The 24,696-nt window shown below is 64.9% G+C and carries 30 protein-coding genes; 12 read left to right on the plus strand and 18 right to left on the minus strand.

What is annotated here, in order from left to right; translation table 11 throughout:
- The first annotated feature begins 128 nt into the window (after window positions 1-128).
- The 5 genes from D8Z78_RS10210 to uvrC all read left to right on the plus strand — a co-directional run bounded on the left by D8Z78_RS10210 (window position 129) and on the right by uvrC (window position 5,039).
- Window positions 129-923, plus strand: a complete 795-nt coding sequence (locus D8Z78_RS10210) for a S49 family peptidase (protein ID WP_121630525.1) — start codon at window positions 129-131, stop codon at window positions 921-923.
- Window position 924: 1 nt separating this feature from the next.
- Entirely contained in the window at window positions 925-1,113 is a 189-nt protein-coding gene (locus D8Z78_RS10215; protein WP_121630524.1) for a hypothetical protein, read from the plus strand.
- A gap of 2 nt (window positions 1,114-1,115) precedes the next feature.
- Entirely contained in the window at window positions 1,116-2,063 is a 948-nt protein-coding gene (locus D8Z78_RS10220; RefSeq protein WP_121630523.1) for a calcium/sodium antiporter, read from the plus strand.
- A gap of 10 nt (window positions 2,064-2,073) precedes the next feature.
- Entirely contained in the window at window positions 2,074-2,862 is a 789-nt protein-coding gene (locus tag D8Z78_RS10225; RefSeq protein WP_121630522.1) for an SDR family oxidoreductase, read from the plus strand.
- A gap of 308 nt (window positions 2,863-3,170) precedes the next feature.
- Window positions 3,171-5,039 carry an excinuclease ABC subunit UvrC gene (gene uvrC, locus D8Z78_RS10230; RefSeq protein ID WP_121630521.1) on the plus strand — a complete coding sequence of 623 codons (1,869 nt, stop codon included), beginning with the start codon at window positions 3,171-3,173 and terminating at the stop codon, window positions 5,037-5,039.
- Here uvrC and D8Z78_RS10235 read toward each other — a convergent pair.
- A complete protein-coding gene (locus D8Z78_RS10235) occupies window positions 5,036-5,917 on the minus strand; it encodes a sulfotransferase domain-containing protein (protein WP_164932942.1) in 882 nt (293 codons plus the stop codon). The genes uvrC and D8Z78_RS10235 overlap by 4 nt on opposite strands.
- Window positions 5,918-6,074: 157 nt before the next feature.
- Between D8Z78_RS10235 and D8Z78_RS10240 the strand changes: the two genes are divergently transcribed.
- Complete coding sequence (locus tag D8Z78_RS10240) at window positions 6,075-6,830, plus strand: dienelactone hydrolase family protein (RefSeq protein WP_240672080.1); 756 nt, start codon at window positions 6,075-6,077, stop codon at window positions 6,828-6,830.
- Between the two features lie 47 nt (window positions 6,831-6,877).
- Here the strand turns inward: D8Z78_RS10240 and D8Z78_RS10245 are convergent, their stop codons facing one another.
- From D8Z78_RS10245 to D8Z78_RS10275, 7 genes are all read right to left on the minus strand, one after another.
- Window positions 6,878-7,309, minus strand: coding sequence for an acyl-CoA thioesterase (locus D8Z78_RS10245; RefSeq protein WP_121630518.1), 432 nt, complete (start codon window positions 7,307-7,309; stop codon window positions 6,878-6,880).
- Window positions 7,306-8,061: a TIGR02186 family protein gene (locus tag D8Z78_RS10250; protein WP_121630517.1), complete on the minus strand. Its 756-nt coding sequence runs from the start codon at window positions 8,059-8,061 to the stop codon at window positions 7,306-7,308. The genes D8Z78_RS10245 and D8Z78_RS10250 overlap by 4 nt, the downstream gene beginning before the upstream one ends.
- Window positions 8,061-8,969 carry a sulfite exporter TauE/SafE family protein gene (locus D8Z78_RS10255; protein ID WP_121630516.1) on the minus strand — a complete coding sequence of 303 codons (909 nt, stop codon included), beginning with the start codon at window positions 8,967-8,969 and terminating at the stop codon, window positions 8,061-8,063. Before D8Z78_RS10255 ends, D8Z78_RS10250 begins: the two co-directional genes overlap by 1 nt.
- A gap of 199 nt (window positions 8,970-9,168) precedes the next feature.
- On the minus strand, window positions 9,169-10,137 hold the full coding sequence (locus D8Z78_RS10260; protein WP_121630515.1) for an ABC transporter permease: 969 nt from the start codon (window positions 10,135-10,137) through the stop codon (window positions 9,169-9,171).
- Window positions 10,137-10,556, minus strand: coding sequence for a hypothetical protein (locus D8Z78_RS10265; RefSeq protein ID WP_128910764.1), 420 nt, complete (start codon window positions 10,554-10,556; stop codon window positions 10,137-10,139). Before D8Z78_RS10265 ends, D8Z78_RS10260 begins: the two co-directional genes overlap by 1 nt.
- Window positions 10,553-11,647 carry an ABC transporter permease gene (locus D8Z78_RS10270; RefSeq protein WP_121630513.1) on the minus strand — a complete coding sequence of 365 codons (1,095 nt, stop codon included), beginning with the start codon at window positions 11,645-11,647 and terminating at the stop codon, window positions 10,553-10,555. The genes D8Z78_RS10265 and D8Z78_RS10270 overlap by 4 nt, the downstream gene beginning before the upstream one ends.
- A gap of 74 nt (window positions 11,648-11,721) precedes the next feature.
- Window positions 11,722-13,323 carry an ABC transporter ATP-binding protein gene (locus tag D8Z78_RS10275; protein WP_128910765.1) on the minus strand — a complete coding sequence of 534 codons (1,602 nt, stop codon included), beginning with the start codon at window positions 13,321-13,323 and terminating at the stop codon, window positions 11,722-11,724.
- A 130-nt stretch (window positions 13,324-13,453) separates the two neighbouring features.
- Between D8Z78_RS10275 and D8Z78_RS10280 the strand changes: the two genes are divergently transcribed.
- Window positions 13,454-14,185, plus strand: a complete 732-nt coding sequence (locus D8Z78_RS10280; RefSeq protein ID WP_121630511.1) for a helix-turn-helix domain-containing protein — start codon at window positions 13,454-13,456, stop codon at window positions 14,183-14,185.
- Window positions 14,186-14,258: 73 nt separating this feature from the next.
- Window positions 14,259-14,639, plus strand: coding sequence for a VOC family protein (locus tag D8Z78_RS10285; protein ID WP_121630510.1), 381 nt, complete (start codon window positions 14,259-14,261; stop codon window positions 14,637-14,639).
- Between the two features lie 166 nt (window positions 14,640-14,805).
- On the opposite strand, the gene D8Z78_RS10290 is transcribed toward D8Z78_RS10285, so the two are convergent.
- The 3 genes from D8Z78_RS10290 to tsaB all read right to left on the minus strand — a co-directional run bounded on the left by D8Z78_RS10290 (window position 14,806) and on the right by tsaB (window position 16,907).
- Complete coding sequence (locus D8Z78_RS10290; protein ID WP_121630509.1) at window positions 14,806-15,810, minus strand: BMP family lipoprotein; 1,005 nt, start codon at window positions 15,808-15,810, stop codon at window positions 14,806-14,808.
- A gap of 120 nt (window positions 15,811-15,930) precedes the next feature.
- Window positions 15,931-16,344: a GNAT family N-acetyltransferase gene (locus D8Z78_RS10295; protein ID WP_121630508.1), complete on the minus strand. Its 414-nt coding sequence runs from the start codon at window positions 16,342-16,344 to the stop codon at window positions 15,931-15,933.
- Window positions 16,341-16,907, minus strand: a complete 567-nt coding sequence (tsaB, locus tag D8Z78_RS10300; protein ID WP_121630507.1) for a tRNA (adenosine(37)-N6)-threonylcarbamoyltransferase complex dimerization subunit type 1 TsaB — start codon at window positions 16,905-16,907, stop codon at window positions 16,341-16,343. The genes D8Z78_RS10295 and tsaB overlap by 4 nt, the downstream gene beginning before the upstream one ends.
- A gap of 110 nt (window positions 16,908-17,017) precedes the next feature.
- Between tsaB and D8Z78_RS10305 the strand changes: the two genes are divergently transcribed.
- A complete protein-coding gene (locus D8Z78_RS10305; RefSeq protein ID WP_121630506.1) occupies window positions 17,018-17,353 on the plus strand; it encodes a cupin domain-containing protein in 336 nt (111 codons plus the stop codon).
- A 119-nt stretch (window positions 17,354-17,472) separates the two neighbouring features.
- Here D8Z78_RS10305 and D8Z78_RS10310 read toward each other — a convergent pair whose 3' ends face one another.
- Window positions 17,473-18,036 (minus strand): NifU family protein, encoded by a 564-nt coding sequence (locus tag D8Z78_RS10310; RefSeq protein WP_121633433.1) that lies wholly within the window; start codon window positions 18,034-18,036, stop codon window positions 17,473-17,475.
- 132 nt (window positions 18,037-18,168) lie between these two features.
- Between D8Z78_RS10310 and gdhA the strand changes: the two genes are divergently transcribed.
- On the plus strand, window positions 18,169-19,512 hold the full coding sequence (gene gdhA, locus D8Z78_RS10315) for an NADP-specific glutamate dehydrogenase (RefSeq protein WP_121633431.1): 1,344 nt from the start codon (window positions 18,169-18,171) through the stop codon (window positions 19,510-19,512).
- On the opposite strand, the gene D8Z78_RS10320 is transcribed toward gdhA, so the two are convergent.
- The 4 genes from D8Z78_RS10320 to D8Z78_RS10335 are packed head-to-tail and all read right to left on the minus strand — an operon-like array spanning window position 19,509 to window position 21,932.
- Window positions 19,509-19,892 (minus strand): VOC family protein, encoded by a 384-nt coding sequence (locus tag D8Z78_RS10320; protein WP_121633429.1) that lies wholly within the window; start codon window positions 19,890-19,892, stop codon window positions 19,509-19,511. The two genes, gdhA and D8Z78_RS10320, sit on opposite strands and share 4 nt — an antisense overlap.
- Before the next feature lie 12 nt (window positions 19,893-19,904).
- A complete protein-coding gene (locus tag D8Z78_RS10325; RefSeq protein WP_121633425.1) occupies window positions 19,905-20,360 on the minus strand; it encodes a universal stress protein in 456 nt (151 codons plus the stop codon).
- 54 nt (window positions 20,361-20,414) lie between these two features.
- Window positions 20,415-21,065: a hypothetical protein gene (locus tag D8Z78_RS10330; protein ID WP_121633423.1), complete on the minus strand. Its 651-nt coding sequence runs from the start codon at window positions 21,063-21,065 to the stop codon at window positions 20,415-20,417.
- Window positions 21,066-21,068: 3 nt separating this feature from the next.
- Window positions 21,069-21,932: a branched-chain amino acid aminotransferase gene (locus tag D8Z78_RS10335; protein ID WP_121633420.1), complete on the minus strand. Its 864-nt coding sequence runs from the start codon at window positions 21,930-21,932 to the stop codon at window positions 21,069-21,071.
- Between the two features lie 130 nt (window positions 21,933-22,062).
- Between D8Z78_RS10335 and D8Z78_RS10340 the strand changes: the two genes are divergently transcribed.
- Both D8Z78_RS10340 and D8Z78_RS10345 read left to right on the plus strand, forming a co-directional pair.
- Window positions 22,063-23,265: a hydantoinase/carbamoylase family amidase gene (locus tag D8Z78_RS10340; protein ID WP_121633416.1), complete on the plus strand. Its 1,203-nt coding sequence runs from the start codon at window positions 22,063-22,065 to the stop codon at window positions 23,263-23,265.
- Window positions 23,266-23,295: 30 nt separating this feature from the next.
- Window positions 23,296-23,484, plus strand: coding sequence for a hypothetical protein (locus tag D8Z78_RS10345; RefSeq protein ID WP_121633413.1), 189 nt, complete (start codon window positions 23,296-23,298; stop codon window positions 23,482-23,484).
- Here D8Z78_RS10345 and D8Z78_RS10350 read toward each other — a convergent pair.
- The gene (locus D8Z78_RS10350) at window positions 23,481-24,221 is read right to left on the minus strand and encodes a sulfite exporter TauE/SafE family protein (protein ID WP_121633410.1); all 741 of its coding nucleotides are present in this window, start codon (window positions 24,219-24,221) and stop codon (window positions 23,481-23,483) included. The genes D8Z78_RS10345 and D8Z78_RS10350 overlap by 4 nt on opposite strands.
- Window positions 24,222-24,379: 158 nt before the next feature.
- Window positions 24,380-24,682 (minus strand): chorismate mutase, encoded by a 303-nt coding sequence (locus tag D8Z78_RS10355; RefSeq protein WP_121633407.1) that lies wholly within the window; start codon window positions 24,680-24,682, stop codon window positions 24,380-24,382.
- Between the last annotated feature and the right edge of the window lie 14 nt (window positions 24,683-24,696).

A 24,696-nucleotide genomic window follows, 5' to 3' on the forward strand; every position in this document is an offset into this window, starting at 1 on the left:
GGCCTGCGGCCTCACCCCGAGGTATTTGTGGACCAAAGAAGCCCTGACGCCGGGTTTGTAGGTCACGGTGCGGCGCAATTTCGGCGTTTGGCTTGTTTGTCCGTTGGGGCGCCTCTACATGCAGGCACATGAAACGCTGGATCCCTTTCCTGAAAAGCGGCCCCCGGGTGCATGTGGTGCGCCTGCAAGGGGCCATCGGTGCGCCGGGGCGCAGTTCCATGAGCGACCGGTCCGTGGCGCCGATGCTGGAAAAGGCGTTCAAGGGCAAACCGGATGCCGTCGCGCTGGAGATCAACTCGCCCGGCGGCTCGCCGGTGCAGTCCTCCCTGATCGGCGCGCGCATCCGACGGCTGGCCGAAGAGAAGGACGTGCCGGTTTACGCATTCTGCGAGGATGTGGCGGCGTCTGGCGGGTACTGGATCGCGTCGGCGGCGGATGAGATCTGGGGCGATGCGTCCAGTATCCTTGGGTCCATCGGGGTGATTTCCTCGGGCTTTGGCGCGCATGTGCTGCTGCAACGGCAGGGGATCGAGCGGCGGGTACACACGGCGGGCAAGTCGAAAAGCATGCTCGACCCGTTCCGCCCCGAGACCGAAGAGGACGTGGCGCGGCTGAACCGCCTGCTGGAACAGCTGCACGCGACCTTCATCGCGCAAATCAAGGCGCGGCGTGGCGACAAGCTGGCGGATGACCCCGACCTGTTCACCGGCGAGGTCTGGATCGGGCAATCGGCGGTCGATGTCGGGCTGGCCGATGGTGTGGGCCATCTGGTGCCGATGATGAAGAAGCGATTTGGCGACAAGGTCAGCTTCCGCCGCTTCGAGGCAAAGAAGCCGCTGCTGCCACGGCTGGGCATGCAGGCGGTGCAGGGGGCGTTGGGCGAGATCGAGGAACGCGCGGAATTCGCGCGGTTCGGGCTCTGACGTGATTGCAAAGATCGTCTTCATTTTTCTCGCGGTCATCGCGGTGCTGGGCATGTTCGGCAAGTGGCGCATGCCCGGCAAGGACGCGCTGAACGCAATGAAGCGCAAGACGCTGGATGCGCGCAAATGCCCGAAATGCGGGCGCTATTCGATTGGCAAAGGGCCGTGTGACTGCGGCAAGAGGGGCTAGGAATGGTCTTTGTCTACGCGGTGATCGGTCTGCTGATCCTGCTTCTGGCGGGGGATGCGCTGGTGAAGGGCGCGGTGAACCTGTCGCTGCGCGTCGGTATTCCGGCGCTGATCGTCAGCCTGACGATCGTGGCCTTTGGCACATCCGCCCCGGAGCTTCTGATCTCGGTCAAGGCGGCGACGGAGGGCGTGCCGGGCATCGCGCTGGGCAACGTGGTGGGGTCGAACACCGCCAACGTCCTGCTGGTGCTGGGCATCCCGGCGCTGATCACCGTCATGCACACCAGCACCTGCGACACCCGCAAGAGCTATGCCCAGATGATCGTCGGCACGCTGCTGTTCATCGTGCTGGCCTTTCGGGGCGTCTTTGACTGGATGGCGGGGCTTGTTCTGCTGGCGGCGCTGTCGTGGATCCTGTTCACCCAGCTGCGCGAGGCGCTGGCGCACCGGCGCGCGGGCAAGGCCGATGCCGAGTTGGAAGAGCCCGAAGGCGCCGACCCGGACATGCCGTGGTGGAAGATCATCCTGTTTCTCGCGCTGGGTCTCATCGGCCTGCCGCTGGGCGCCGATCTGCTGGTCGACAGCGCACGCGAGATCGCGCTGATGTATGGTGTGCCGGACACGGTGATCGGCCTGACGCTGGTGGCGGTGGGCACCTCGCTGCCGGAACTGGCGACGACGGTCATGGCGGCGCTGCGCAAGCAGGCGGATGTGGCCATCGGCAACGTGATCGGCTCGAACACCTTCAACCTTCTGGCGATCATCGGCATTGCGTCGCTGATCGCACCGATGCCGGTCGACCCGGAATTCCTTGAATTCGACCTGTGGGTCATGCTGGGCGCATCGCTGATCCTGATCCCCTTCGTCTATTTCGGGCGCGATCTGGGTCGCGTCTGGGGCGCGCTCTTGTCGACGCTTTATGTGGGCTATGTGATCCTCGTATTGATCTAGGAGAGGTTGCATGAGCGAGGCAAAGAGGGCGCTGGTCACCGGCGGCGGCAAGCGATTGGGGCGGGCCATGGCCTTGGCCTTGGCCGAGGACGGCTATGACGTGGCGGTGCATTACGGCAGCTCGGTTTCCGAGGCGCGCGACACCGCTGGCGAGATCGCCATGCTGGGGCGGCAGGCGGTGACCGTGCAGGCCGACCTGCTGGACGAGGCACAGGTCGAGGCCTTGCTGCCCGCCGCGTCCGAGGCGCTGGGCGGCCCGATCCATGTGCTGATCAACAATGCGTCGATCTTTGAACACGATACGCTTGCATCGGCCACGCGAGAGGGCTGGGACCGGCATATCGAAAGCAATCTGCGCGCGCCTTTCGTGTTGACGCAGGCCTTGGCGGAGCAGATCCCCGAGCCTGCGCGGGACGCGCGCGGCGAGCCTGTGGCGCAGGGGCTGGTGGTCAACATGATCGACCAGCGGGTGCGCAAGCTGACGCCGGAATTCATGACCTACACGATTGCCAAGATGGGGCTTTGGGCCTTTACCCAGACGGCTGCGATGGCGCTGGCGCCGCGCGTTCGGGTCAACGGGATCGGTCCCGGCCCGACGCTGCGCGGCGGCCGCCAGAGCGAGGAACAATTCGCCCGCCAGCGCGCGGCGACGGTGCTGGAACGCGGGGCCAATCCGGATGATATCTGCGCCGCCCTGCGCTATTTCCTTGGCGCCCCGGCGATCACCGGCCAGCTGCTTTGTGTCGATGGCGGACAGCACCTGAACTGGCAGACGCCGGACGTGGTGGACGTGGAATGATGCGGGGGCGGCGCAAGTTTTGCACCGGTCACGAAGTCTTAACAAACCCGTTACAAATTTGCTAAGAAAGCCAAGGGTTTGCACTTCGCGTGATTTTTTCATTAATGTAATCAGGTGCTTATAGGATTGCCCAAAAATTGTGCAATCCGGCGAAGTGGCGAAAACTTAAGGAAAAAAACCGGATGCCAAGAATGTACCTACAGACTTATCCACAGAAAGCGTGGATGTAATCCCGCTTGATCCCGGCGCTGCTGCATTGCAGCCAAACACGGGAATCGGACACTGACGCAAGGTAAGGGAATACCGCGATGACAGAGGTGGACAGCACCCAGCCGCAGCCCAAGGGGCACGAGGTCATCCAGTCTTATTTGCGCCTGCTGGACAGCTCTCCGGGGGTGTACCGGATGCTCGATGAGCAGAGCCGCGTCCTGTATGTGGGCAAGGCGCGCAACCTGCGCGCGCGGGTGTCGAATTATGCCCGGCCCACGGGCCATTCCCGGCGGATCGAGCGGATGATTTCCGAGACTGCCAGCATGATGTTCCTGACCACCCGGACGGAGACCGAGGCGCTGTTGCTGGAACAGAACCTCATCAAGCAGCTCAAGCCCAAGTTCAACGTGCTCTTGCGCGACGACAAGTCGTTCCCGAACATCCTTGTCACCGATCACGACTTTCCGATGATCACCAAGCATCGTGGCGCGAAGAAGGACAAGGGCAGCTATTACGGCCCCTTCGCCAGCGCCGGTGCGGTCAATCGCGTGCTCAACCAGTTGCAAAAGGCGTTTCTGCTGCGCAACTGCTCCGACAGCCAGTTCGAGACGCGCACGCGCCCCTGCCTGCAATACCAGATCAAGCGCTGCACTGCGCCCTGTGTGGGCAAGATCACCCCGCAGGACTACGCGCGCAGCGTGGCCGATGCCAAACGCTATCTTTCGGGCAAATCGACGGAAATTCAGGCCAAGCTGAAGGACCAGATGGTCGAGGCCTCCGAGGCGATGGAGTTCGAGCGCGCCGCCGCCCTGCGCGACCGCATCCGCGCCCTGACACAGGTGCAGACGGCGCAAGGCATCAACCCGCAGACCACCGCCGAGGCCGACGTGATCGCGCTGCATATGGAAAGCGGGCAGGCTTGCGTTCAGGTCTTCTTCATCCGGGCGAACCAGAACTGGGGGAACCGCGATTTCTATCCGCGCGTGGCCGAGGATGTGGGCGCGCCCGAGGTGATGGAGGCCTTCCTCGGCCAGTTCTACGACCAAAAGGACCCGGCGCGGCTGTTGCTGCTGTCCCACGGTATCGAGGATGAGGACCTGATGGTGCAGGCCCTGTCCGACAAGCTGGGCCGCAAGGTCGAGATCAACGTGCCCCAGCGTGGCGAAAAGGCCGAGCTGGTGGATGGGGCCCTGCGCAACGCCAAGGAAAGCCTCGCGCGCAAGATGTCGGAAAGCGCGACACAGGCGAAACTGCTGCGCGGTGTGGCCGAGGCGTTCGGGCTGGACAATCCGCCCCAGCGGATCGAGGTCTACGACAACTCGCATATACAAGGCACCAATGCCGTTGGCGCGATGATCGTCGCGGGGCCCGAGGGCTTCATGAAGAACCAGTACCGCAAATACAACATTCAGGGCGACGACCTGACCCCCGGCGACGATTTCGGCATGATGAAAGAGGTGCTGAACCGCCGCTTCAAGCGCCTGCTGAAAGAGGACCCGGACCGCGACAAGGGGCTGTGGCCCGACCTGTTGTTGATCGACGGCGGCGCGGGGCAGGTCAGCGCGGTTGCCGAGATCATGCGCGAGCATGGCGTCACGGACGTGCCGATGATCGGCGTCGCCAAGGGCGTGGACCGCGACCACGGCAAGGAGGAATTCCACCGTCTGGGCGAGCGCCCCTTTGCCCTGCGGCGCGGCGATCCGGTGCTGTATTTCGTGCAACGCCTGCGCGACGAGGCGCACAGGTTCGCCATCGGCACCCACCGGGCGAAACGCGCAAAATCCCAGATGGCCAACCCCTTGGACGAGATCAGCGGCGTCGGCGCCTCGCGCAAACGCGCGCTGCTGGCCCATTTCGGCTCGGCCAAGGCGGTCAGCCGCGCCAACCTGTCCGACCTGACGGCGGTCGAGGGCGTGTCAGAGGCGCTGGCCGAACGCATCTACGCGCATTTCCACGAAAAGGGCTAAGGCGCGCCAGCGCTGCCGAATTCCAGCCAGACGCGGTCCGCTTGGGTCAGTTCTGCATTCATCATCGTGTCATAGGCGGCCACCTCCGCCTGTGTCAGCACATCGTGCCATTGCCCGCAGGTGCCGCGGTGAAAGAAGTCGCTCTCCGAGGCAAACGCACCCTTGCGCGCGGCGGGCACATAGCGGTCCGCATGCGCCTTCATGTTGTCGAAGGTCGCGGCCTGCACAAGCTGCGCCATGAGGTCGTCGGGATGGGTGATGCCCATGATCCGGGCGACACGCGCCACCGCGCCGGGCAGGTCGCGCAACATGTCGGCATAGTGGAACAGGTGCACGTTGGGCCGGTCCGCCAAGGCCTTGGCGGCTTGATAATGGCGCAGGATATGGGCGAGGGGCGCAAGGTCGCCGTCGAACCCTTCGGGGCCACCGTCCAGAAAATGGCGGAAGGTGGCGCCGTTGGGGTCGTCCTCGGGATACCACGCCTTGAAGACCGGCATCGGCACGATCCGGGTGTGGTTGCGAAAGGAAAAATGGACGTCCAGCGGATGGCGGAAGACGCAGATGTACTGCGCCTGATCGTGAACGGGCAGGCCGTCCATGGGCGTGTGGCTCTTCATGCTGCGACGGTCGCTGCGGGCGTCGAGCCCTTTGGCGAGGTCGTCGACCGCGCGCAGGCGGATGTCGACCCAAGGCATGTTCTGCGCCAGTTGCGGATCGACCTCCGGATTGCCGGACAGCAGCAGCGCGATGATCGTCTGCATCCACGTGGTGCCGCTTTTCGGCGGGGTCGCGACGATCACGTCATCGGGTCGGATCGCCACCCTGTCCCACCGCCGGTTGTCGGTCAGCGGACCGAGATAGAGCTTGCGCTGCGTCATGCCGGGCGTCTCCTCGTGTGGCGTGCAGGATGTGGGCCGCAGCCATCCTAGCAGGCCCCGGCGAAACACCAACCCGCCGCATGTGTTGTGCGGCGCCGTTGAAACCTGCCGGGCCGCTCTACCTTTGAGGGGCATCGTTCAGACAGGGAGGCATATGATGATCCGGACGACCATGACTGCCGCGGTACTTGCACTGGCCTTTGGGCAATCGGTTTCAGCCGAGTTGATGGGCCAGTCGTTCGAATACGAGGTCGATGGCACGACCTTTCAGGGCTATGTCGCCCGCAACACCGACCTGCCCGAAACCAAGGGCACGGTGCTGATCGTCCATGATTGGGACGGGCTGACCGAATACGAGGAAAAGCGCGCCGACATGCTGGCGGCGCTGGGCTATACGGCGGTGGCCATCGATGTCTATGGCAAGGACAACCGCCCCACCAACATGGATGAGAACCGGGCCCGGTCGGGCGAGCTATATGGCGACCGCGAGATGTTCCGCGCGCGCCTGTCGGGCTCGCTGGAGGCCGCACGCGGCCTCGATGGTGTGACGGATGACGTGGTGCTGATGGGCTATTGCTTTGGCGGGGCTGCGGCGCTCGAGGCGGCGCGCTCGGGCATGGAGATCGACGGGTTCGTGTCTTTCCACGGCGGGTTGCCGACGCCGGAGGGGCAGGATTACAGCGCAACGGCTGCGCCGGTTCTGCTGCTGCATGGCACCGCCGATCCGGTGTCCGGTCCGGCGGATCTGGCGCAGATCGTCGGCGAGATGTTGGAGGCCGGGGTCGAACATGACGCCCAATTGTATGGCGGGGCGCGGCATTCGTTTACCGTCTGGGGGTCGCGCGACTACGATCTGGCGGCAGATCAGGCCAGCTGGGACGCGCTGCTGAGCTTCCTCGACGACCGGCTCTGACGCGGGACGGGCGCGCAAGGCTTTTCGAAAAGCCTTGCACGCGCGGATTACATCATAAGCGTGCTCAGGGCTTTGCGCACATCCTTCGGCAGGGGGGTGGGGCGCCCCTGCGTGTCGGTGAGGACCATGGTAAAGAACCCCTCGGTGCAGGCCGTGTCCGCGTCATTGCGGAACAGTCCGACCTCGTAACGAAACGACGACCGCCCGAGATGGCCGATCCGCAGCCCGGCATGGATCATGTCCGGAAAGCCGGCCTCCGCGAAGAAGCGGATGCCGGTTTCCACCACGACAAAGCGCAGGCTGTCGGGGCCGGTGATGGACAGGCCCTGATCCAGCTGCCACAGGCTGACAGCCGTGTCGATGATCGAGAGGTATTCGGCATTGTTCATGTGACCCAACGCGTCATTGTCTTTCCACCGGGTCGGGATGGCGTGAAAGGCGCGATAGGCGCTGCGGGAGGCGGGGCCGGGGCGTGTCATTGCTGTCTGATGATCCTGAAGAGGGTCGAGGCGCCCCAGCCGGCAATGGCGGCGATGGCCAGCGACAGCAGGCCATAGACCAGCGGCTGCTGTCGCGACAACGTGAACAGCCAGCGTTCCAGCCCGACCTTGCGCACCTCGATCTCGGTTTCCAGCTTCGACACCACGGCGCCGCCGCGTGTCAGGAAGATGCGGGTGGGGTAGGTGCCTTCGGTCAGGTTGGCGGGCAGGGTGATGGAAGTGTCGAACAGGGTTTGTTCGCGCAGGTTCACGCTGGCTTCGTTCAGTTGGTACAGGTCGTTGCGCTCGCGGATGCGGATCAGCGCCTCGGTGAAGCTTTGGGAATCCGCGATTTCCATCGGTGCACCGACCGACCGGATCGCCTGTGGGATCGAGACCCTGTGGCGCAGGTCCTCGACATGGCTGATCGACTCGGACCAGGCGGCAGAGGTGGCGATGGCGTAGAAGGAGGGCGCGCGGTCGACCTCGACGCTCAGCGTGTTGACCCAGATCCCGGCAACACGCGACTTGCGGCGGACGTCGACGGGCACCGATGGCCCGGCCACGGTGACGATGACCTGAAGCGGTTCGGCGTTGATCGGCGTCTCGCGCTTGATCGCGCCGAAGATCAGGATTTCGGACCCGTCGAAATCGGTCGAGATCGAAATCTGATCGCGCGACAGCCCCAGAACCACCTCTTCGGCCTCGACCGGCAGGGCCAGACAGGTCAGAAGGGCCAGCAGCCATCGCATCACTGCACCTCGGCGATGGAGTAGAGCTCGGACGGTTCGATCAGCAGTTCCAGCCCCAGTTTCAGGCAGACCGCCAGCACCAGCGCCGCCAGCAGGACGCGCAACTGCTCGGCCTTCAGTCGCGTGCCGATCACCGTGCCGAATTGCGCGCCGATCACGCCGCCGACCAGCAGGAACAGCGCCAGCGCGATGTCGACCGTGTAGTTGGTCGCGGCGTGCAGCGTGGTGGTGAAGGCCGCGACGAAGATGATCTGGAAGAGCGAGGTGCCGATGACGACCTTGGTCGGCATGCCGAGGATGTAGATCATCGCGGGCACCATGATGAAGCCGCCGCCCACCCCCATGATCGCCGCCAAGACGCCGACCATCAGGCCCACGCCCAAGGGCGGGATGACCGAGATATAGAGGCCCGAGGTGCGAAACCGCATCTTCAGCGGCAGGCCGTGGACCCAGTTGTGCTTGCGCCGGGCCGGGGGCGCGCCGCGGCGGGACTTGCGCAGCGCCCGGATGCTTTCGATCATCATCAGCGCCCCGATGATGCCGAGGAAGACCACGTAGAACAGGTTGACCAGCAGATCGACCTGCCCGAGGCTCTTGAGGTGATTGAAGAGCATCACGCCGAAGCTGGCGCCGATGATGCCGCCGATCAGCAAGACGGTGCCCATCCTCAGGTCCACGGTCTTGCGTTTGAGATGGGCCAGCACACCCGAGATCGACGAGGCGACGATCTGGTTGGCGCCGGTGGCGACGGCCACGGCGGGCGGTATGCCGATGAAGAACAGCAGCGGGGTCAAAAGGAAGCCGCCCCCCACGCCGAACATGCCCGATAACAGCCCGACCAGCCCACCAAGGCCGAGGATCAGGAACATGTTGACCGAAACCTCGGCGATGGGGAGGTAGATCTGCATGGATATTGGTAGGCCCATACGCGCGGTGTTTGCAAGTGCAGCGCGACCGGCCTGTTGCCGAAATGTGCGCCTTTGGCGCGCTCTTGCATCTGGGGGGCAGGCCCCCCAGACCCCCGTTTCGGGGGCTTTGCCCCCCTGCGCTGACGCGCATTCCCCCCACGGTATTTGGGGCCAGAAGAAGGGGCGCCCTCGGGCCGGGTCAGCGCTCCTTGATATAGGGGTCGCCGCCCGCGCGGGGCGGGATGGCCTTGCCGATGAAGCCTGCGAGGATGATCACCGTCAGGATGTAGGGCAGCGCGTCGAGAAGCTGGACCGGGACCGAGACGGTCAGGACGGCTTCGACGATGTCGGGGCGCAGGGACAGGGCCTGCAGGAAGCCGAAGAGCAGGCAGGCATAAAGCGCGTACCAAGGCCGCCACTTGGCGAAGATCAGTGCCGCAAGCGCGATATAGCCCCGCCCGGCGCTCATTTCCCGGACGAAGCCGGCCTGCAGGCCGGTGGCGAGGTATGCCCCCGCGAGGCCACAGAGCACACCTGCGATGGCGATGGCAGCATAGCGCAGGCCCGCGACCGAGACGCCCGCGGTGTCGACGGCTTCGGGGGCTTCGCCAACGGCGCGCAGGCGCAGGCCGAAGCGGGTGCGGTAGAGTATCCACCAGGTCAGCGGAACCATGGCAAAGGCGACATAGACGAGGATCGAATGGCCGGAGATGACCTCGGCATAGAGCGGGCCGAGGATCGGGACGGGGCGCAGGGTTTCGGCCAGCGGCAGGGTCAGTTCGCTGAACCGTCCGCCGGACAGAAGCGCGGGGGTTCTGCCGCCTTGGCCGAACCAGTCCTGCGCGATCAGCACGGTCAGGCCCGATGCAAGGAAATTGAGCGCGACCCCGGATATCAACTGGTTGCCGTGGAAGGTGATCGAGGCAAGGCCATGCACCGCCGACAGCAGCATGGCGGAGACGATGCCCGCCAGCAGGCCCATCCAGACGGAGCCGGTCGAATAGGCGATGGCGGCGGAGAAGAAGGCGGCGATCAGCATCTTGCCCTCGAGGCCGATATCTATGATGCCGGAGCGCTCGGAAAACAGCCCGGCAAGGCAGGCCAGCAGGAGCGGGGTGGAGAGGCGGATGGTGCTGTCGAGCACTTGCAGCAGGAAGGCATAATCCATCAGGCGGGCTCCGGCAGTTCGATGAAGGGAAAGAGGGCGCGGAAGCGGGTCCGGACCTCTGGGTGACGGTCGAGCGCCGCAGCGGCCCGTGCGGGCGTGGTCACCGGGTCATGATCGGTCGGGGCAGGTCGGCCCCGCAGATGGGCGATACCGGCCAGCGCGTCGCTGGGGCCATTGGCGTCCAGATCCGGTTCGTAGGGGGTGAAGGGCACGATTTCGAGCACCGCGAGGGCGCGGCGGGCGTCGTCGTCCAGCATCGAGAGGTCGAAAAACCAATCGGGGATCTGCCCTGCCGGTGTGCGGGTGATGACGTGGTCAGCCCAGTCGCGGAACTCCGCCAGCGAGATGGCGCGCGTCAACAGGGCAGCCATGGCAAAGCCCAGATCGGCACTGTCTTGCTTTAAAATGCGTGCAGTCATGCCTTGTCCCGTCCGAAGGCGAGGAAGAGTTTCTCCAACGGCATGCGCACCATGTTGTCGAGCGCCCCGGTGAACAGGATCACCAGCGCCTGGATCACCATGCCCAATTCGCGCGGGATGTTGTTCCAGAAAGCGAGTTCCGCGACGCCTTGGTAGAGAAACCCGAACAGCAGCGCCGCGAGAAAGACCCCAAGCGGGTGCGATCGCCCCATCAGCGCCACGGCAATGCCGATGAAGCCCGCGCCCTCGGGGGCGTTCAGGACCAGCCGTTCGGCCTCGCCCTGCGTGGTGTTCAGGGCCATCATCCCGGCCAGCGCCCCGGAGATCAGCATGGCAATGACGGTGATCCTGACATTCGGGATGCCGGCATAGCGGGCGCCGGTTTCCGAATGTCCAAACGCCCGGATCTCATAACCCAGCTTGGTCCGCCAGATCAGCAGCCAGACGAGGATGCAGGCCAGAACAGCCACGAAAAAGCTGACATTGGCCGGTGATCCACGGAACAGCGGATTGCCATCAGAGGCGAACATGTCGAAGAAGGTCGGCAGATGGGTGGCCGCAGGAAAGCTCGCGGTGGCCGGTTCCATTGCGCCGGTGGGTTTGAGCAGGTTGACCAGAACATAGTTCAGCAAGGCGGCCGCGATGAAGTTGAACATGATCGTGGTGATCACGATATGGCTGCCGCGCTTGGCTTGCAGGTAACCGGGGATCAGCGCCCATGCGGCCCCGAACAGCCCCGCCGCCGCGATCGTGAAGATCAGCGAAACGCTCCAATGCGGGAACGGGATGTAAAGACAGACCAAGGCGACGCCCAGCCCGCCCAGCATGGCCTGCCCCTCGCCGCCGATATTGAACATGCGCGCATGAAACGCCACGGCGACGGCAAGGCCGGTGAAGATGAAATTCGTGGCATAGTACAGCGTGTACCCCCAGCCAGTGGACTTCATCAGGGCGCCGTCGACCATGGCCATGAAGGCGGTGATCGGGTTCTCGCCGATGGCAAGGATGACCAGCGCCGACAGGAAGGCGGCGATCAGGATCGAGAACAGGGGAACAAGGACCGCATCGGCCCAGGCGGGCATCTTATCCATGTGGTGCTGACTTTCGGATGGTTGTGCGGGTGGACGCCGTCGGCGAGGCGGTCTGGATCGAGAAACGGCAGAGGTCAGGCATGCTTTGACGCCTCGCGCGCTTCCTTCGCCCGAAGGTTTTCCTCGATCGCGTCGATGGCGCGTTTGCCTTGCGTATCGGTAACGCCCGCCATCAGCAGGCCCAGTTCGGTCTGGTCGGTTTCCGAGGGCAGGCGTTCGCCCATGATCTGGCCGTCGAACATTACGGCGATGCGGTCGGAAAGGCTCATGATCTCGTCCAGTTCGACCGAGACCAGCAGCATCGCCTTGCCCTTGTCGCGCAGGCGGACGATTTCCTGATGGATGAATTCGATGGCGCCAATATCCACGCCGCGCGTGGGCTGGCCAATCAACAGGATATCCGGGTCGCGCTCGATTTCGCGGGCCAGGACGATTTTCTGTTGGTTGCCGCCGGAAAAGTTGCGCGCGGCGAGGTTCGGGTTGGGCGGACGGACGTCGTAGCGGTCCATCTTGGCCTGCGCCTCGGCCTTGATGGCGGCGTTGTCCATCAGCGGGCCTTTCTGGATCGCGGGATCGCGGTGGTAGCCGAAGACGGTGTTTTCCCATGCGCTGAACGGCAGGATCAGCCCCTCGTGGTGGCGATCCTCGGGGACATGGGCGATGCCGCGCGCGCGCCGCGATTGGCCGTCAGAATGCTGGCCGGTCAGGTCGATCTCTTGCCCGTTGACGCGGATCGTGCCGGTGGCATGGGTCATGCCGCCAAGAACGCGCAGCAGTTCGGTCTGGCCGTTGCCGGACACGCCCGCGAGCCCGACGATTTCGCCAGCGCGCACATCCAACGAGATGCCTTTGAGCCGTTCGACCCCGGCGCTGTCGGTGTGGCGCAGGTCGCGGATTTCGAGGATCGTGTCCTTGGGCTGGGCCGGTTTCTTGTCGACCCGCAGCAGCACCTTGCGCCCGACCATCAGTTCGGCCAGTTGCTCGGGCGAGGTCTCTGCGGTCTTGACCGTGGCGGTCATCTCGCCCCGGCGCATGACGCTGACCGTATCGGTGATCTCCATGATTTCGCGCAGTTTATGCGTGATGAGGATGATCGTCTTGCCCTCGCGCTTCAGCCCTTCGAGGATGCGGAACAGGTGGTCGGCCTCGGCCGGGGTCAGCACGCCGGTCGGCTCATCCAGGATCAGGATGTCGGCCTCGCGGTAGAGCGCCTTGAGGATTTCCACGCGCTGCTGGTGGCCGACGCTGAGGTTCTCGATCAGGGCGTCGGGATCGACGTTCAGTTCGTATTCCTCGGCCAACTGCTTGAGCACACCGCGCGCCTTGGCGAGGCTGGGCCGCAACATGGCGCCGTCTTCGGCGCCGAGGATGACGTTTTCGAGCACGGTGAAGTTCTGCACCAGCTTGAAATGCTGAAAGACCATACCGATCCCGGCATCGATCGCCGCTTGGCTGTCGGTGATGTCCTTCTTGGTGCCGTTGATCCAGATCTCGCCCGCATCGGCCTTGTAAAAGCCGTAGAGGATCGACATCAGCGTCGACTTGCCCGCGCCGTTTTCGCCGATGATGCCGTGGATCGTGCCGGGCATGACCCGGATCGCGATGTCCTTGTTGGCCTGCACCGGGCCGAACGCCTTGGAAATTCCCTTGAGTTCGATTGCGGGTGCTGCCGTCATGGAGCCGTCCTTTATTACCATGTGGTCAGTATTTGCAGAGGAGACCGGGCTTGAACAGAGAAAACCTGTCTTGCCGCTGCGTCGCACCGACGGCCTGTGCAAATCAGGAGCGGGCGGCTAGCATCGCGACATGTACGATCCGAAAGGTAATGGCAGGGACCGCGCCGTCGACACGGTGCGCTTCGTCGAAGCGCAGCCGCCCATGCACCTGCGCGGGATCGTGCATCGGTTCCTCGACCTGCGAACCGAGGGCGCGCTGGATCACGATTACCGGTTCCACGCCTTGCCCGATGCCTGCACCTACGTGGTGTTCGACCAATTGGACCGGAATGTGTGTGGCGTCACGCGCCTGCGTGCCTCTGCCGAGGAGTTGAACCTTGGGCGCGCGTTTCATTTCACCAATATCCGCCTGCTGCCCGGCGTCTGGCAGGGGCCGCGCGTGCATGGGCAGATCGACAGCGCCTATCGCGGCGACTTGCCTCTGGTGGATGTGAATCAGCGCCTCGACGGTCTGGATTTCGTCGCAAAGCAAGCGGTTCTGGTGGCGTTGGTCGAAGACCTGCAGGCGCGGGGGCTGGTGATCGCAAACCCGGTGACAGAGCGTATCTTTGCCGCGATGGACGACGTGTTTTCGGTGGCCGACATGGCCGAGGTGGTGGGCCTGTCGCCGCGCCAGTTGCAGCGGGTGCTGAAGCAGACCACTGGGTTCACCCCGCATGATTTCCTTAAGGTGCTGCGCCTGCAGCAATCGCTGAAGGGCGAGCCGTCCCTGTCCTATGCCGACCAGTCGCATTTCATTCATTCCTTCCGCAAGGCGACCGGATACACGCCGGGGCAATATGCGCGGAAATTCGATGTCTGAAATCTACAATACCGGGGCGTAAGGGGCGCTTACGGTCACGACATCTCTCAGGAAACACACAGGAGTGAACGAGATGTCCGGAATGAATGCAGTGGGTTGGTTCGATATCTTCGTGGATGATCTGGACCGGGCAACAGGCTTCTATGAAGCCGTGTTCGGTCGTCCGCTGGAGGCGATCGGCGATCCGACGGGCGAGACGCAGATGCGGGCCTTTCCGACTGAGATGACGGGGTATGGCGCGGGCGGGGCGATTTCGAAATCGCCCCATGCGGGGCCCGGCGCGGGCGGCACGGTGGTCTATTTCCAGACTGAGGATTGCGCGGTGGAAGAGGGGCGTGTTTCCGCAGCGGGCGGGATGGTTCTGAGGCCGAAATTCTCCATCGGAGAATTCGGGTTCGTCAGCCTGTGTCAGGACACGGAGGGCAACATCTTCGGGATCAGTTCCATGCGGTAAAACGGGGGGCCAAGGCTTTTCGAAAAGCCTTGGGACACGCAAATTCGAATTTGCGTATCAAGCGCCTTCGAAGGCGCTTGGATCAAGGCGCTTCGAAGCGCCTTGCCCCCGCCAAATGCAAAAGGCGGCCCCAGATCGGGACCGCCTTTCACGTACCAAAGCCGGATCAGAAGTCCAGCGCCGGGCAGCTGTCGTCAGCCGAATAGTCGTGAACCATGATCTCGCCATCGATGATCTTCTGGCGGGCTTCGTCCACGGCGGCCTTCATCTCTGCACCGACCAGCGATTCATTGTGCTCGTCCAGCGCATAGCCCACGCCCTCATCGGCCAGACCCAGCACCTTCACACCGGTTTCCAGATCGGCACCCGCCGTCATGGAATCATACACCGCCACGTCGACGCGCTTGAGCATCGAGGTCAGCATTGAGCCCGGGTGCAGGTAGTTCTGGTTGCTGTCCACGCCGATGGCCATCTTGCCCTCGTCGGCGGCGGTTTGCAGCACGCCCAGACCGGTTCCGCCAGCAGCGGCAAAGATCACGTCGGAGCCTTGGGAAATCTGCGCCTTGGCCAGTTCAGAGCCCTTCACCGGGTCGTTCCATGCGGCCGGCGTGGTGCCGGTCATGTTGGCGATCACGGTGGCGTCGGGATTCACCGCCTTGACGCCCTGCGCATAGCCGCAGGCGAACTTGCGGATCAGCGGGATGTCCATGCCGCCGACGAAGCTGACGGTATCGGTTTCGGACGCCATGGCCGCCATCATGCCGACCAGATAGCTGCCCTCGTGTTCGGAGAACAGGATCGACAGGACGTTCGGATGCTCGGCCGGATCGACGAATCCGTCGATGGTCACGAACTTGGTGTCGGGATAGTCCGCCGCGACCGATGCAATCGGCGAGGACATGGAGAAGCCGGTGGTTACGACCGGGTTGAAGCCGGCCTCGGCAAAGCGGCGCAGGGCCTGCTCGCGCTGCGCTTCGGATTGCAGTTCGATGTCGCGGAAGGACCCGCCGGTTTCCTCGGCCCAACGGGTCGCGCCGTTGAAGGCCGCTTCGTTGAAGGATTTGTCGAACTTGCCGCCGAGATCATAGATCAGGGCCGGGTCGGCCAGCGCTGCGCCTGCGCTCAGCGCGACGGCAGCGGCGGAACCGAGGATCTTGGTCATGAAGGTCATGGTACACTCCCAGTTGAAGGGCGCGTTGGTGCGCCCTTTCGGTTTTGATCAATCAATCAAAGACGTAGGGCAGGGGCAGGGTCAACCGGTTTTTGGGACCTTCCCGCCGGGGTCGTCACGTCAGGGCAGAGTCTTGCGCATCAATACGGCATCATCCCGCGTGCCGTCGGGTTGCGGGTAGTAGCCCTTGCGCAGGCCCGCGGGTTCGTAGCCGTGCTTGGCATAGAAGGCGCGGGCCGGGGTATTGGCGGCGGCGACCTCGAGAAAGACGGTGGTGACGCCTTGGCCAGCGGCGGCGCGCTCGAACGCATGCAGGGCGCGGCTGGCCTCGCCCGTGCCTTGGGCATCGGGGTCGCAGGCCAGTGCCAGAATCTCGGCCTCGTCCACGATGATCGTGGCAAGGACAAAGGCGTGCTCGGTATGGGTCAGATGCACGAAGGCGCGGGCCAGCGTCTCGGCAAACTCCTGCGCGGTCCAAGGGGCCATATGCCGATAGGCGCGGGCCGCGATGTCGGCCAGCCGGTCTGGCGTCACGGCAGGATCACCGGTGGCGCATCGCGCCCGGGCGCGGCATCGGCAGGCCGGACGTAGAGCGGCGCGGGTCGTGCGCCATCGGCGGGGGACTGCGCCGCCAGCCGCGCCATCACCTCGACATGCGCAGTGATCGTGTGTTCGGTCGACAGGGCACAGGCACTGCCGAGCATGCCGGGCGCAAGAACCGGCGGGCGCATCGTGTCATGGTCCATCAGGTAGACCTGATCGCGCGGCGCGGGAACCGCCGTCCGTGCGCAATTCGACAGGTGCCGGGTCGTCTGGAACAGCGACACGCCCACCGCCGGAATCCCCAGCCCCAGCGCCAGCCCGCGCGCGGCGCTGACCGAAATCCGGATGCCGGTGAAGTTCCCCGGCCCGATGCCCACGCCGATGCGCGTCAGGTCGGCCCAAGAGGCACCGCCCTCGGCCAGCAGCTCTTCGAGCAGCGGCATGAGGCGCTCTGCCTGCCCGCGCGCCATCTCTTCGACGCGGGTCAGCACGCGCTCGCCCTCCAGCAGGCAGGCGGCGACATGGGCAGAGGAGGTGTCGAAAGCGAGGATCATGCCCGCCTTATGCCGCGTGACCCGGGCTTGCGCAATGCGGGGCGGCGGTGCAGGCTGACCTTGGGTCAGGCCGCACATGCCGTGCGAGCGACCCTCAGGAGGGCAGCCCCATGCAATTTCCCGACTTCATCCGGGCCTTTCCGGCCATCGACGTGCCCTTTCCCGAGGATGTCGTCGAGACGGCGGTGATCCGTTCCGATGACGGACTCGTGGCATTCTTCACCTTCGTCAAGGACATGGACCTGCCGCCGCACGCCCATGGCGACCAGTGGGGGACGGTCGTCGCGGGCGAGATCGCGTTCACCATCGGCGGCGAGACCCGGACATACAGGGCAGGGGACAGCTATTCCATCCCCGCCGGTGTCGAACACGGCGCGCGGATCAAGGCGGGCACGCGGGTCATCGATGTCTTTGCCGAGCCGGACCGATACGCCATCAAATCCTGAACGGTAACGCAAAAGGCCGCCCCTCGGGACGGCCGTGCCCCCTGTCCCGGGCTTGACCCGGGACCTCTGGGTCAGATCTGGCGTGGAGGCCCCGGGTCAAGCCCGGGGCGCGTGTCAGATCAGACCGCGACGGGGCGGACTTCGGTGACTTCGGGGATGTAGTGGCGCAGCAGGTTCTCGATCCCCATCTTCAGCGTCAGGGTCGAGGAGGGGCAGCCCGCGCAGGCGCCCTGCATGTGCAGGTACACCACGCCGCGATCGAACCCGTGGAAGGTGATGTCGCCACCATCCTGTGCCACCGCCGGGCGCACGCGGCTGTCCAGCAGTTCCTTGATCTGGCCAACGATCTCGGCATCCTCGCCGGTATGTTCCGCATGGCCGCCCGATTGCGTGCTGCCATCGCTCATCACCGGCGCACCGGATTGGAAATGCTCCATGATCGCGCCGAGGATCGCCGGTTTCACGTGATCCCAATCGGTCGCATCCGCCTTCGTCACGGTGACGAAATCGTTGCCAAAGAACACGCCCGTGACGCCATCGACACCGAACAGGCGCTGTGCAAGGGGCGAACCACCTGCGGCCTCGGACGAGGGGAAGTCTGCGGTGCCCATCTCAAGCACGGTCTGGCCGGGCAGGAATTTCAACGTGGCGGGGTTCGGGGTCGGTTCGGTCTGAATGAACATCTGGATCACACCTTTCGTGGCTTGTCCCATATATGCGCACAGCACGGGCCAGCGTCAAGGATTGGAACCATTCTAAACTGTGCGTCGGAACCGCGCGCCCGGTGGCCGGTTGACCCCGGAAGAGGAGAGACCATGACCGACCGCCGCACCGCCTTGACCGAAAGCTTCATGCAGGACCTGATCGCCCGGACGCCCCGGCAGCCGGAATTCCACCAAGCGGTGCGCGAGGTCGCCCATGACGTGCTGACCATCGAAAAGAACGACCCCCGCCTGCACGCCGCCCGCGTTCTCGACCGGCTGTCGGAACCCGACCGGATCATCACCTTTCGCGTGACATGGGAGGACGACTCAGGCGCCGTGCAGATCAATCGTGGCTGGCGGGTGCAGACCTCGAACGCCATCGGCCCCTACAAGGGGGGCTTGCGCTTTCATCCCACGGTGAACCTGTCGGTGCTGAAGTTCCTTGGCTTCGAGCAGGTGTTCAAGAACGCCCTGACCGGCCTGCCGCTGGGCGGTGCCAAGGGCGGCGCGGATTTCGACCCCAAGGGCCGGAGCGAGGCCGAGATCATGCGTTTCTGCCATGCCTTCATGGCCGAGCTGTGCAAGTATATCGGCCCGGATCACGACGTGCCCGCTGGCGACATCAATGTCGGCACGCGCGAGATCGGCTATCTGTTTGGCGCCTACAAGAAGCACAAGGGGCAATTCCACGGCGCCCTGACCGGCAAGGGCGAAAGCTTTGGCGGCAGCGCGCTTCGGGTCGAGGCGACGGGCTATGGCTTGATCTATTTCCTGTGCCACATGCTGGGCGTGCAGGGGCGCAGCCTGCATGGCGTGCGCGTGGCGATTTCCGGCGCGGGCAACGTCGCCACCCATGCCGCCGAGATGGCGCTGCAAGAGGGGGCGATGGTCGTCAGCCTGTCGGACAGCACCGGCGTGTTGCTGGCCGAGGACGGGCTGACGCAGGACCATGTCGACTGGGTGCGCGCCCAAAAGGCGGCGGGGCAGGCCATCGACGATGCGCCCGGCGGGATGCGCTACGTCGCGGGCAAGGCCCCTTGGGGCGCGGTCGACGCCGAGGTGCTGTTGCCCTGCGCCACCCAGAACGAACTGGACGCCGATGCACTGGCGGCTGCCATCGACGCCGGTGCGGGGATCATCGCCGAGGGCGCCAACATGCCGCTGACCGCCGACGCCGTGGCGCTGGCCGACCGCAAGGGGCTGCTGCATGCGCCGGGCAAGGCCTCGAATGCGGGCGGGGTCGCCATCTCCGGGCTTGAGATGAGCCAGAACGCCCATGGCCGCTACCTGTCATCGGTCGAGGTCTGCCGCGCCCTGCGGGACATCATGGGCACGATCCATGACCAGATCCGCGCCGAGGCGGGCAGTGCGGCGCGTCTGGACTACCGCCGTGGTGCGAATATCGCCGGGTATCGCAAGGTCGCGCAGGCGGTGGCGGCGTTCGGGGTGATCTAGCGGCTCAGGTGCAACAGGTCCCAGCGGTTGCCGAACGGATCGCGGAACACGGCGACCGTGCCATAGGGTTCATGGCGCGGCGTTTCCTCGAACACGACGCCCGCCGCTTGTAGCCGGGCATGATGGGCGGAAAAGTCGTCGCTGTGCAGGAAGAAGCCCACGCGCTCGCCGGTTTGGGCACCGATGGCCGCGCGTTGCCGGTCCGTCACCGCCTTTGCCAGCAAGAGCCGCGTCTGACCCCCGGCGGGGGCCACCAAGACCCAGCGTTTGCCGCCGCCAAGGTCCGTGTCCTCGATCAGGTCGAAGCCCATGGCATCACGATAGAACGCGATGGCGGCATCATAGTCGGGAACGACCAGCGTGATGGCGTGCAGGTGCATCGTTTCGGCGTCTCAGGTGATCGCCTCAAGCCGTTCCTTGGACATGTCGCCGGGGACGATGGTGATCGGAACGGGCAGGCTGCCCGAGCTCTTGGTCATGTGGCTGACCAACGGGCCGGGGCCCTTTTTCGATTCCGCAGCCCCCAGCACGAGGATGCCGATTTCCGGGTCTTCGCGCACATAGGCGAGGATTTCGGCCACCGGGTCGCCCTCTCGGATCACCAGTTCGGGATCGACATTCTGCTTGTCGCGCATCCACTTTGCAAAGACCTCGAAATGCGCGTGGATGCGTTCGCGGGCCTCTTCGCGCATGATGTCGCCGACGCCGATCCAGTGGTTGAATTCATCCGGCGGAATGACCGACAGGATGGTCACGCCACCCCCGGATTTCTGCGCCCGCATGGCGGCAAAGCGCATGGCATTCAGGCATTCGCGGCTGTCATCGAGAACGACGAGGAACTTGCGCATTGTCTCTCCCACTTCTTGCGGGACTTTGACCGACAGGCGCGGCCCTGTCCAGCGTCATGCTATCAGCGGGGCGAGCAGGCCGGGATGTTCGGCGTTCAAGGTTTCGGCATCGGTGTCCGTGAGTCGAAAGACGGCCAGCGCCTGCCCGTTGTCCAAGGCCCAAAGGCGGGTGCCGTCGGGCAACAGGGTTTCAAGGTCACGGGCCATGCGGTCGAGCGTGTCGGGATCGAACCAGTCGCCATTGGCCTTGGGCGTCAGAGCGTGGCGCGTGTCGTCCAGCCGGTAGGTCACGCTTTCGCCGTCCGATGTCACGTCGTGTAGGCGGTCCGACAGGCCCGCCACGCGGGCGAGATCCTGCACCAGCAGGGCGTAGCTGTTCGGGTTGTCGGCCCCTTCCATGTCGATCATGGCGGCGCGGGGGCAAAACGGGCGGTCGTCCAGATGATCGGCGGGGCTGGCATAGGTCATCAGGATCAGCCGCCACGGGTCGGCGCGATAGGTTTCCTCTGGCCCCCATGCCAGCAGGTCGTCGCGGGTCAGCCCCGGCGATAGCGTCAGCCCCATCTCGGCCAATGTCCCGATCTGTGTGTCGAGAGACGGCCCTGCCTTGCGCCGCGCCTCCGGGCTGTTGGCGCGGACGGCGCCATAGACGACCAGCGCAGCGATGCCGAAGACAAGGCCGAACGCGATCAGCTTGAAGTCCATGGTTTATGCCGTCGATGCCGCCCAATCCCAATACATCTCGCGCACGCGCGCCGTGATCGGCCCGGCCTGATACTGGCGGTCCTCGATGGCGGTGACCGGGGTGACCTTGCTCATGTTGCCCGATAGGAAGACCTCGTCGGCGGTCTCGAAATCGGTGAATGTCAGCACGGTTTCATGCACGGTGACGCCCTCGGCCCGCAGGTTGGCGATGTGGCGGGCGCGGGTGATGCCGGACAGGAAAGTGCCGTTGGGAATGGGGGTAAAGACCTCGCCATCCTTGACCATGAAGACATTGGCCGTGGCGCTTTCGGCGACATTGCCCATCGCATCGGCCACCAAAGCGTTGCCAAAGCCGCGCCGGTTGACCTCGGCCAGCATGCGGGCGTTGTTGGGATAGAGGCACCCGGCCTTGGCATTCACAACGGCGCTTTCCATCACGGGGCGGCGGAAGCGGGTATAGCCCAGCGTCGTCGTGGCGGTGGCAGGGGCAAGGGGGATTTCCTCGAGGCAGATGGCAAAGCCGGTTTCCTCGGGCTGCGGGATGATGGCGGTCTTGTCGCCGTGGATGCCCCAATACATCGGGCGGATGTAGATCGGCGCGTCCTTGGGATAGGCGGACAGGCCCTCGCGGACGATGTCGAGCATCTGCTCGACGGTCATGGTTGGCGTCAGCATCAGCGCCTCGGCCGAGCGGTTCACGCGGGCAAGGTGGCGGTCGAGGTCCGGGGTCAGCCCGTGCGCCTGCCGTGCGCCGTCGAAGACGCCCGAGCCCAGCCATGCCCCGTGATCGGCAGCGCGGATGATCGGGGTGTCGCCGTCATGCCACTGGCCTTCGAAATAGGTGCGGATATTGGTGCCGGTGGCCATCTGTCTCTCCCTCGTTTTAGCGGCAGGCTAGGGCGAAGGCGGTTGGAGGTCCATAGGGTAGGATGGGTGATCACCCATCCTACTTGAGGCTGCGCCCGGGGATGCTAGGGTCGGGCAAGGAGGTGCCGCCATGATCCCCGTCCAACCCGACCGTTTCCTTGCCGACCTGCATGCCCTGCGCGCCATCGGGGCCTCGGGCGTGGGCAAGGGCGTTGTGCGCCCCGCCTACAGCCCCGACGACATCGCCGCCCGCGACTGGCTTGCGGGCCGGTTTGCCGAGGCCGGGCTGGAGGTCGCTTGGGACCCGATGGGGTCGGTCTTCGGGTTGGCCCCGGGCCAATCCTTCCTGATGGGCTCGCATTCCGACACCCAACCCGAAGGCGGCTGGCTGGACGGTGCCTTGGGCGTCATCGCCGCGCTGGAGATCGCCCGTGCCGCGCGCGAGGCGGGCGGGCCGCCCCTGTCCTGCGTGTCGTTTCAGGACGAAGAGGGGCGGTTCGGCGTGACCACCGGTTCGGCGGCATGGGCGCAGGCGCTCGACCGGGAAACGGCCCCGACGCTGGTCGACCGCGACGGCATCACGCTGGCCGAGGCGCGCGCCGCCATGGGCGACCGGCTGGGCGACTGGCTGGACCCCGCGCGGTTCACCGGCTTCATGGAGATGCATATCGAACAGGGTCCGCTTCTGGACCAGACGGGCGGCAAGATCGGCGTGGTCGAGGCCATCGTCGGCATTCGCGACATGGTGATCCGTTTTGAAGGCCAGCAGAACCACGCGGGCACCACGCCGATGCACATGCGCGCCGACGCCTTTCAGGCGCTGTCGGCCTTCAACCAGCGCATCAACGAGCGCTTCCGCAACGTCGTCACCCCCGCCACGGTCTGGACAATCGGCCATGTGGCGCTGCATCCGAACGCGCATTCCGTCGTCCCGGGCAAGGTCGCCTTTTCCATGCAGTGGCGCGATGGCGATGCCGACCGGTTGGACCGGATGGAGCAGATCATCCGCGACACCGCCGCCGAGATCGCAGCGGAGAAGGGCATGGGGCTGGAGTTCGGCTCGATGCTGGGCGTGCCGCCCGTGGCGATGGATGCGGGTCACCGCCGCGCGCTGTGCGCCGCCGCCGAAGCGCAGGTGCCCGGCGCATGGCGGGAAATGCCCTCGGGTGCGCTGCACGATGCGTCGAACATGGCGCGGCTGATGCCCGCCTCGATGCTGTTTGTGCCGTCGATTGGTGGGATCAGCCATGATTTCGCCGAGGATACGGACGAGGCCGATCTGGTCACCGGGCTGAAGGTGATGGCGGATGCGGTGGCACGTCTGACAAGCTGACCTGCGCCCGGTTTTGTGCTAAGCTACGGCATGGATCCGGTATCGCTTGCCTTTTACGCGACGGTTTGTGGGCTCTTGGGGCTGGCCGGCCCTTGGCTGGGCCGGGCCGTCGTGCGCTTGGCCGTTGGTGCCGTGGTCGGCTTGATCGCCGTCGCGGCGCTGCCTGCGATACGCGTGATGATGGGGCTGGCCGACAGCTATACGACGGTGATGCCCTAGATCAGGTCCGTCACGCCGCGCCAGATCAGCACGATGGATAGGATGAACAGCATCGACTTGATGACCTTCATGTAGACCGCTTCGGGCAGGATTTCCGTCAGGCGCCGCCCGATGAAGGTGCCGACGATTCCCGCCACCGTCAGCCCGGCGACCAGCGACCAGCTGAGCCCCTCGAACTGGCCGATGGCCCAGTAGGCAGGGATCTTGGTGGCGTTGCAGACGGCAAAGCTGAGGGCGATGGTGCCCGCGAATTCCAGTTTCGCCAAGCGCTGCGGCAGCAGGTAGGCCTGCGCGGGCGGCGCGCCGCTATGGGTCAGGAAGGACGTGATCCCCGTCAGCGTGCCCCAGAACAGGCCGATGCCCCAGCGTGGCTCGGTCTTGGCGATGTCCATGTTGCGCTGCAACCAACTGCGCGCCGTGTACCACAGCCCGATGAGGCCGGTGAAGATCAGCAGCAGGCTTTCCGAGGTCCACGGCGTGATGATCGTGGCGATGGCGATGCCGATCAGCATCCCGGATACAAGGATCGCCACGTTCGGGCGTGAGAAATCGCGGCGATACAGCCAGACGCTGACCCAATCGGTGACGATATAGACCGGCAGCAAGGTGGCGGCGGCGGTCAGCGGGTTCATGAACAGTGCCAGCATCGGCACGGCGATGGATCCGACCGAGGACAGGCCCCCCTTGGAGATGCCGACGATCATCGCGGCAAGGATCAACAGACTGGGTTCAAGCATGACAGGCTTGTGCCCGGTTGCGGTAACAGCCGCAAGGGGATTGCTGCGCGGTCCGGTCGATCCGGATTGGCCTGAGACGAGGGCACAACGTTGTCGACCGTCGCGTCGGCTTTTCCCAAGGTGTCAAAACGACACTCAGCCTTGGTTTTCCTGTCTGGCTATTCGCCAAGCTCCCGGATTTCGCGCTGAATGGACCATTCGATCAGTTCGGCCCAAAGGGTGCGTGCCAGTTCCGGATCCAGACCCTGTTCCGACGCCGTTGTGCTGACCTTGTCCAGCACCTCGGCCACCCGATCCGTCGTGCGCGCAGGCAGGCCTTCGATTTTCTTGAGGTCCACGGCCCGGTCGATATAGCGACTTCGGGTGACCAGCAGGCCTATGAGGTCCGCGTCGATGGCGTCGATCTGTTCGCGGAGATCGGCCATGGTCCGGCAGGCATCGGGTGCGAGAAGGGTGGTCATGTCTTGCAATCCTT

Origin of the sequence: Tropicibacter alexandrii, from assembly GCF_003667315.2 — a bacterium.
In the GTDB taxonomy this organism is placed as follows: domain Bacteria; phylum Pseudomonadota; class Alphaproteobacteria; order Rhodobacterales; family Rhodobacteraceae; genus Tropicibacter; species Tropicibacter alexandrii.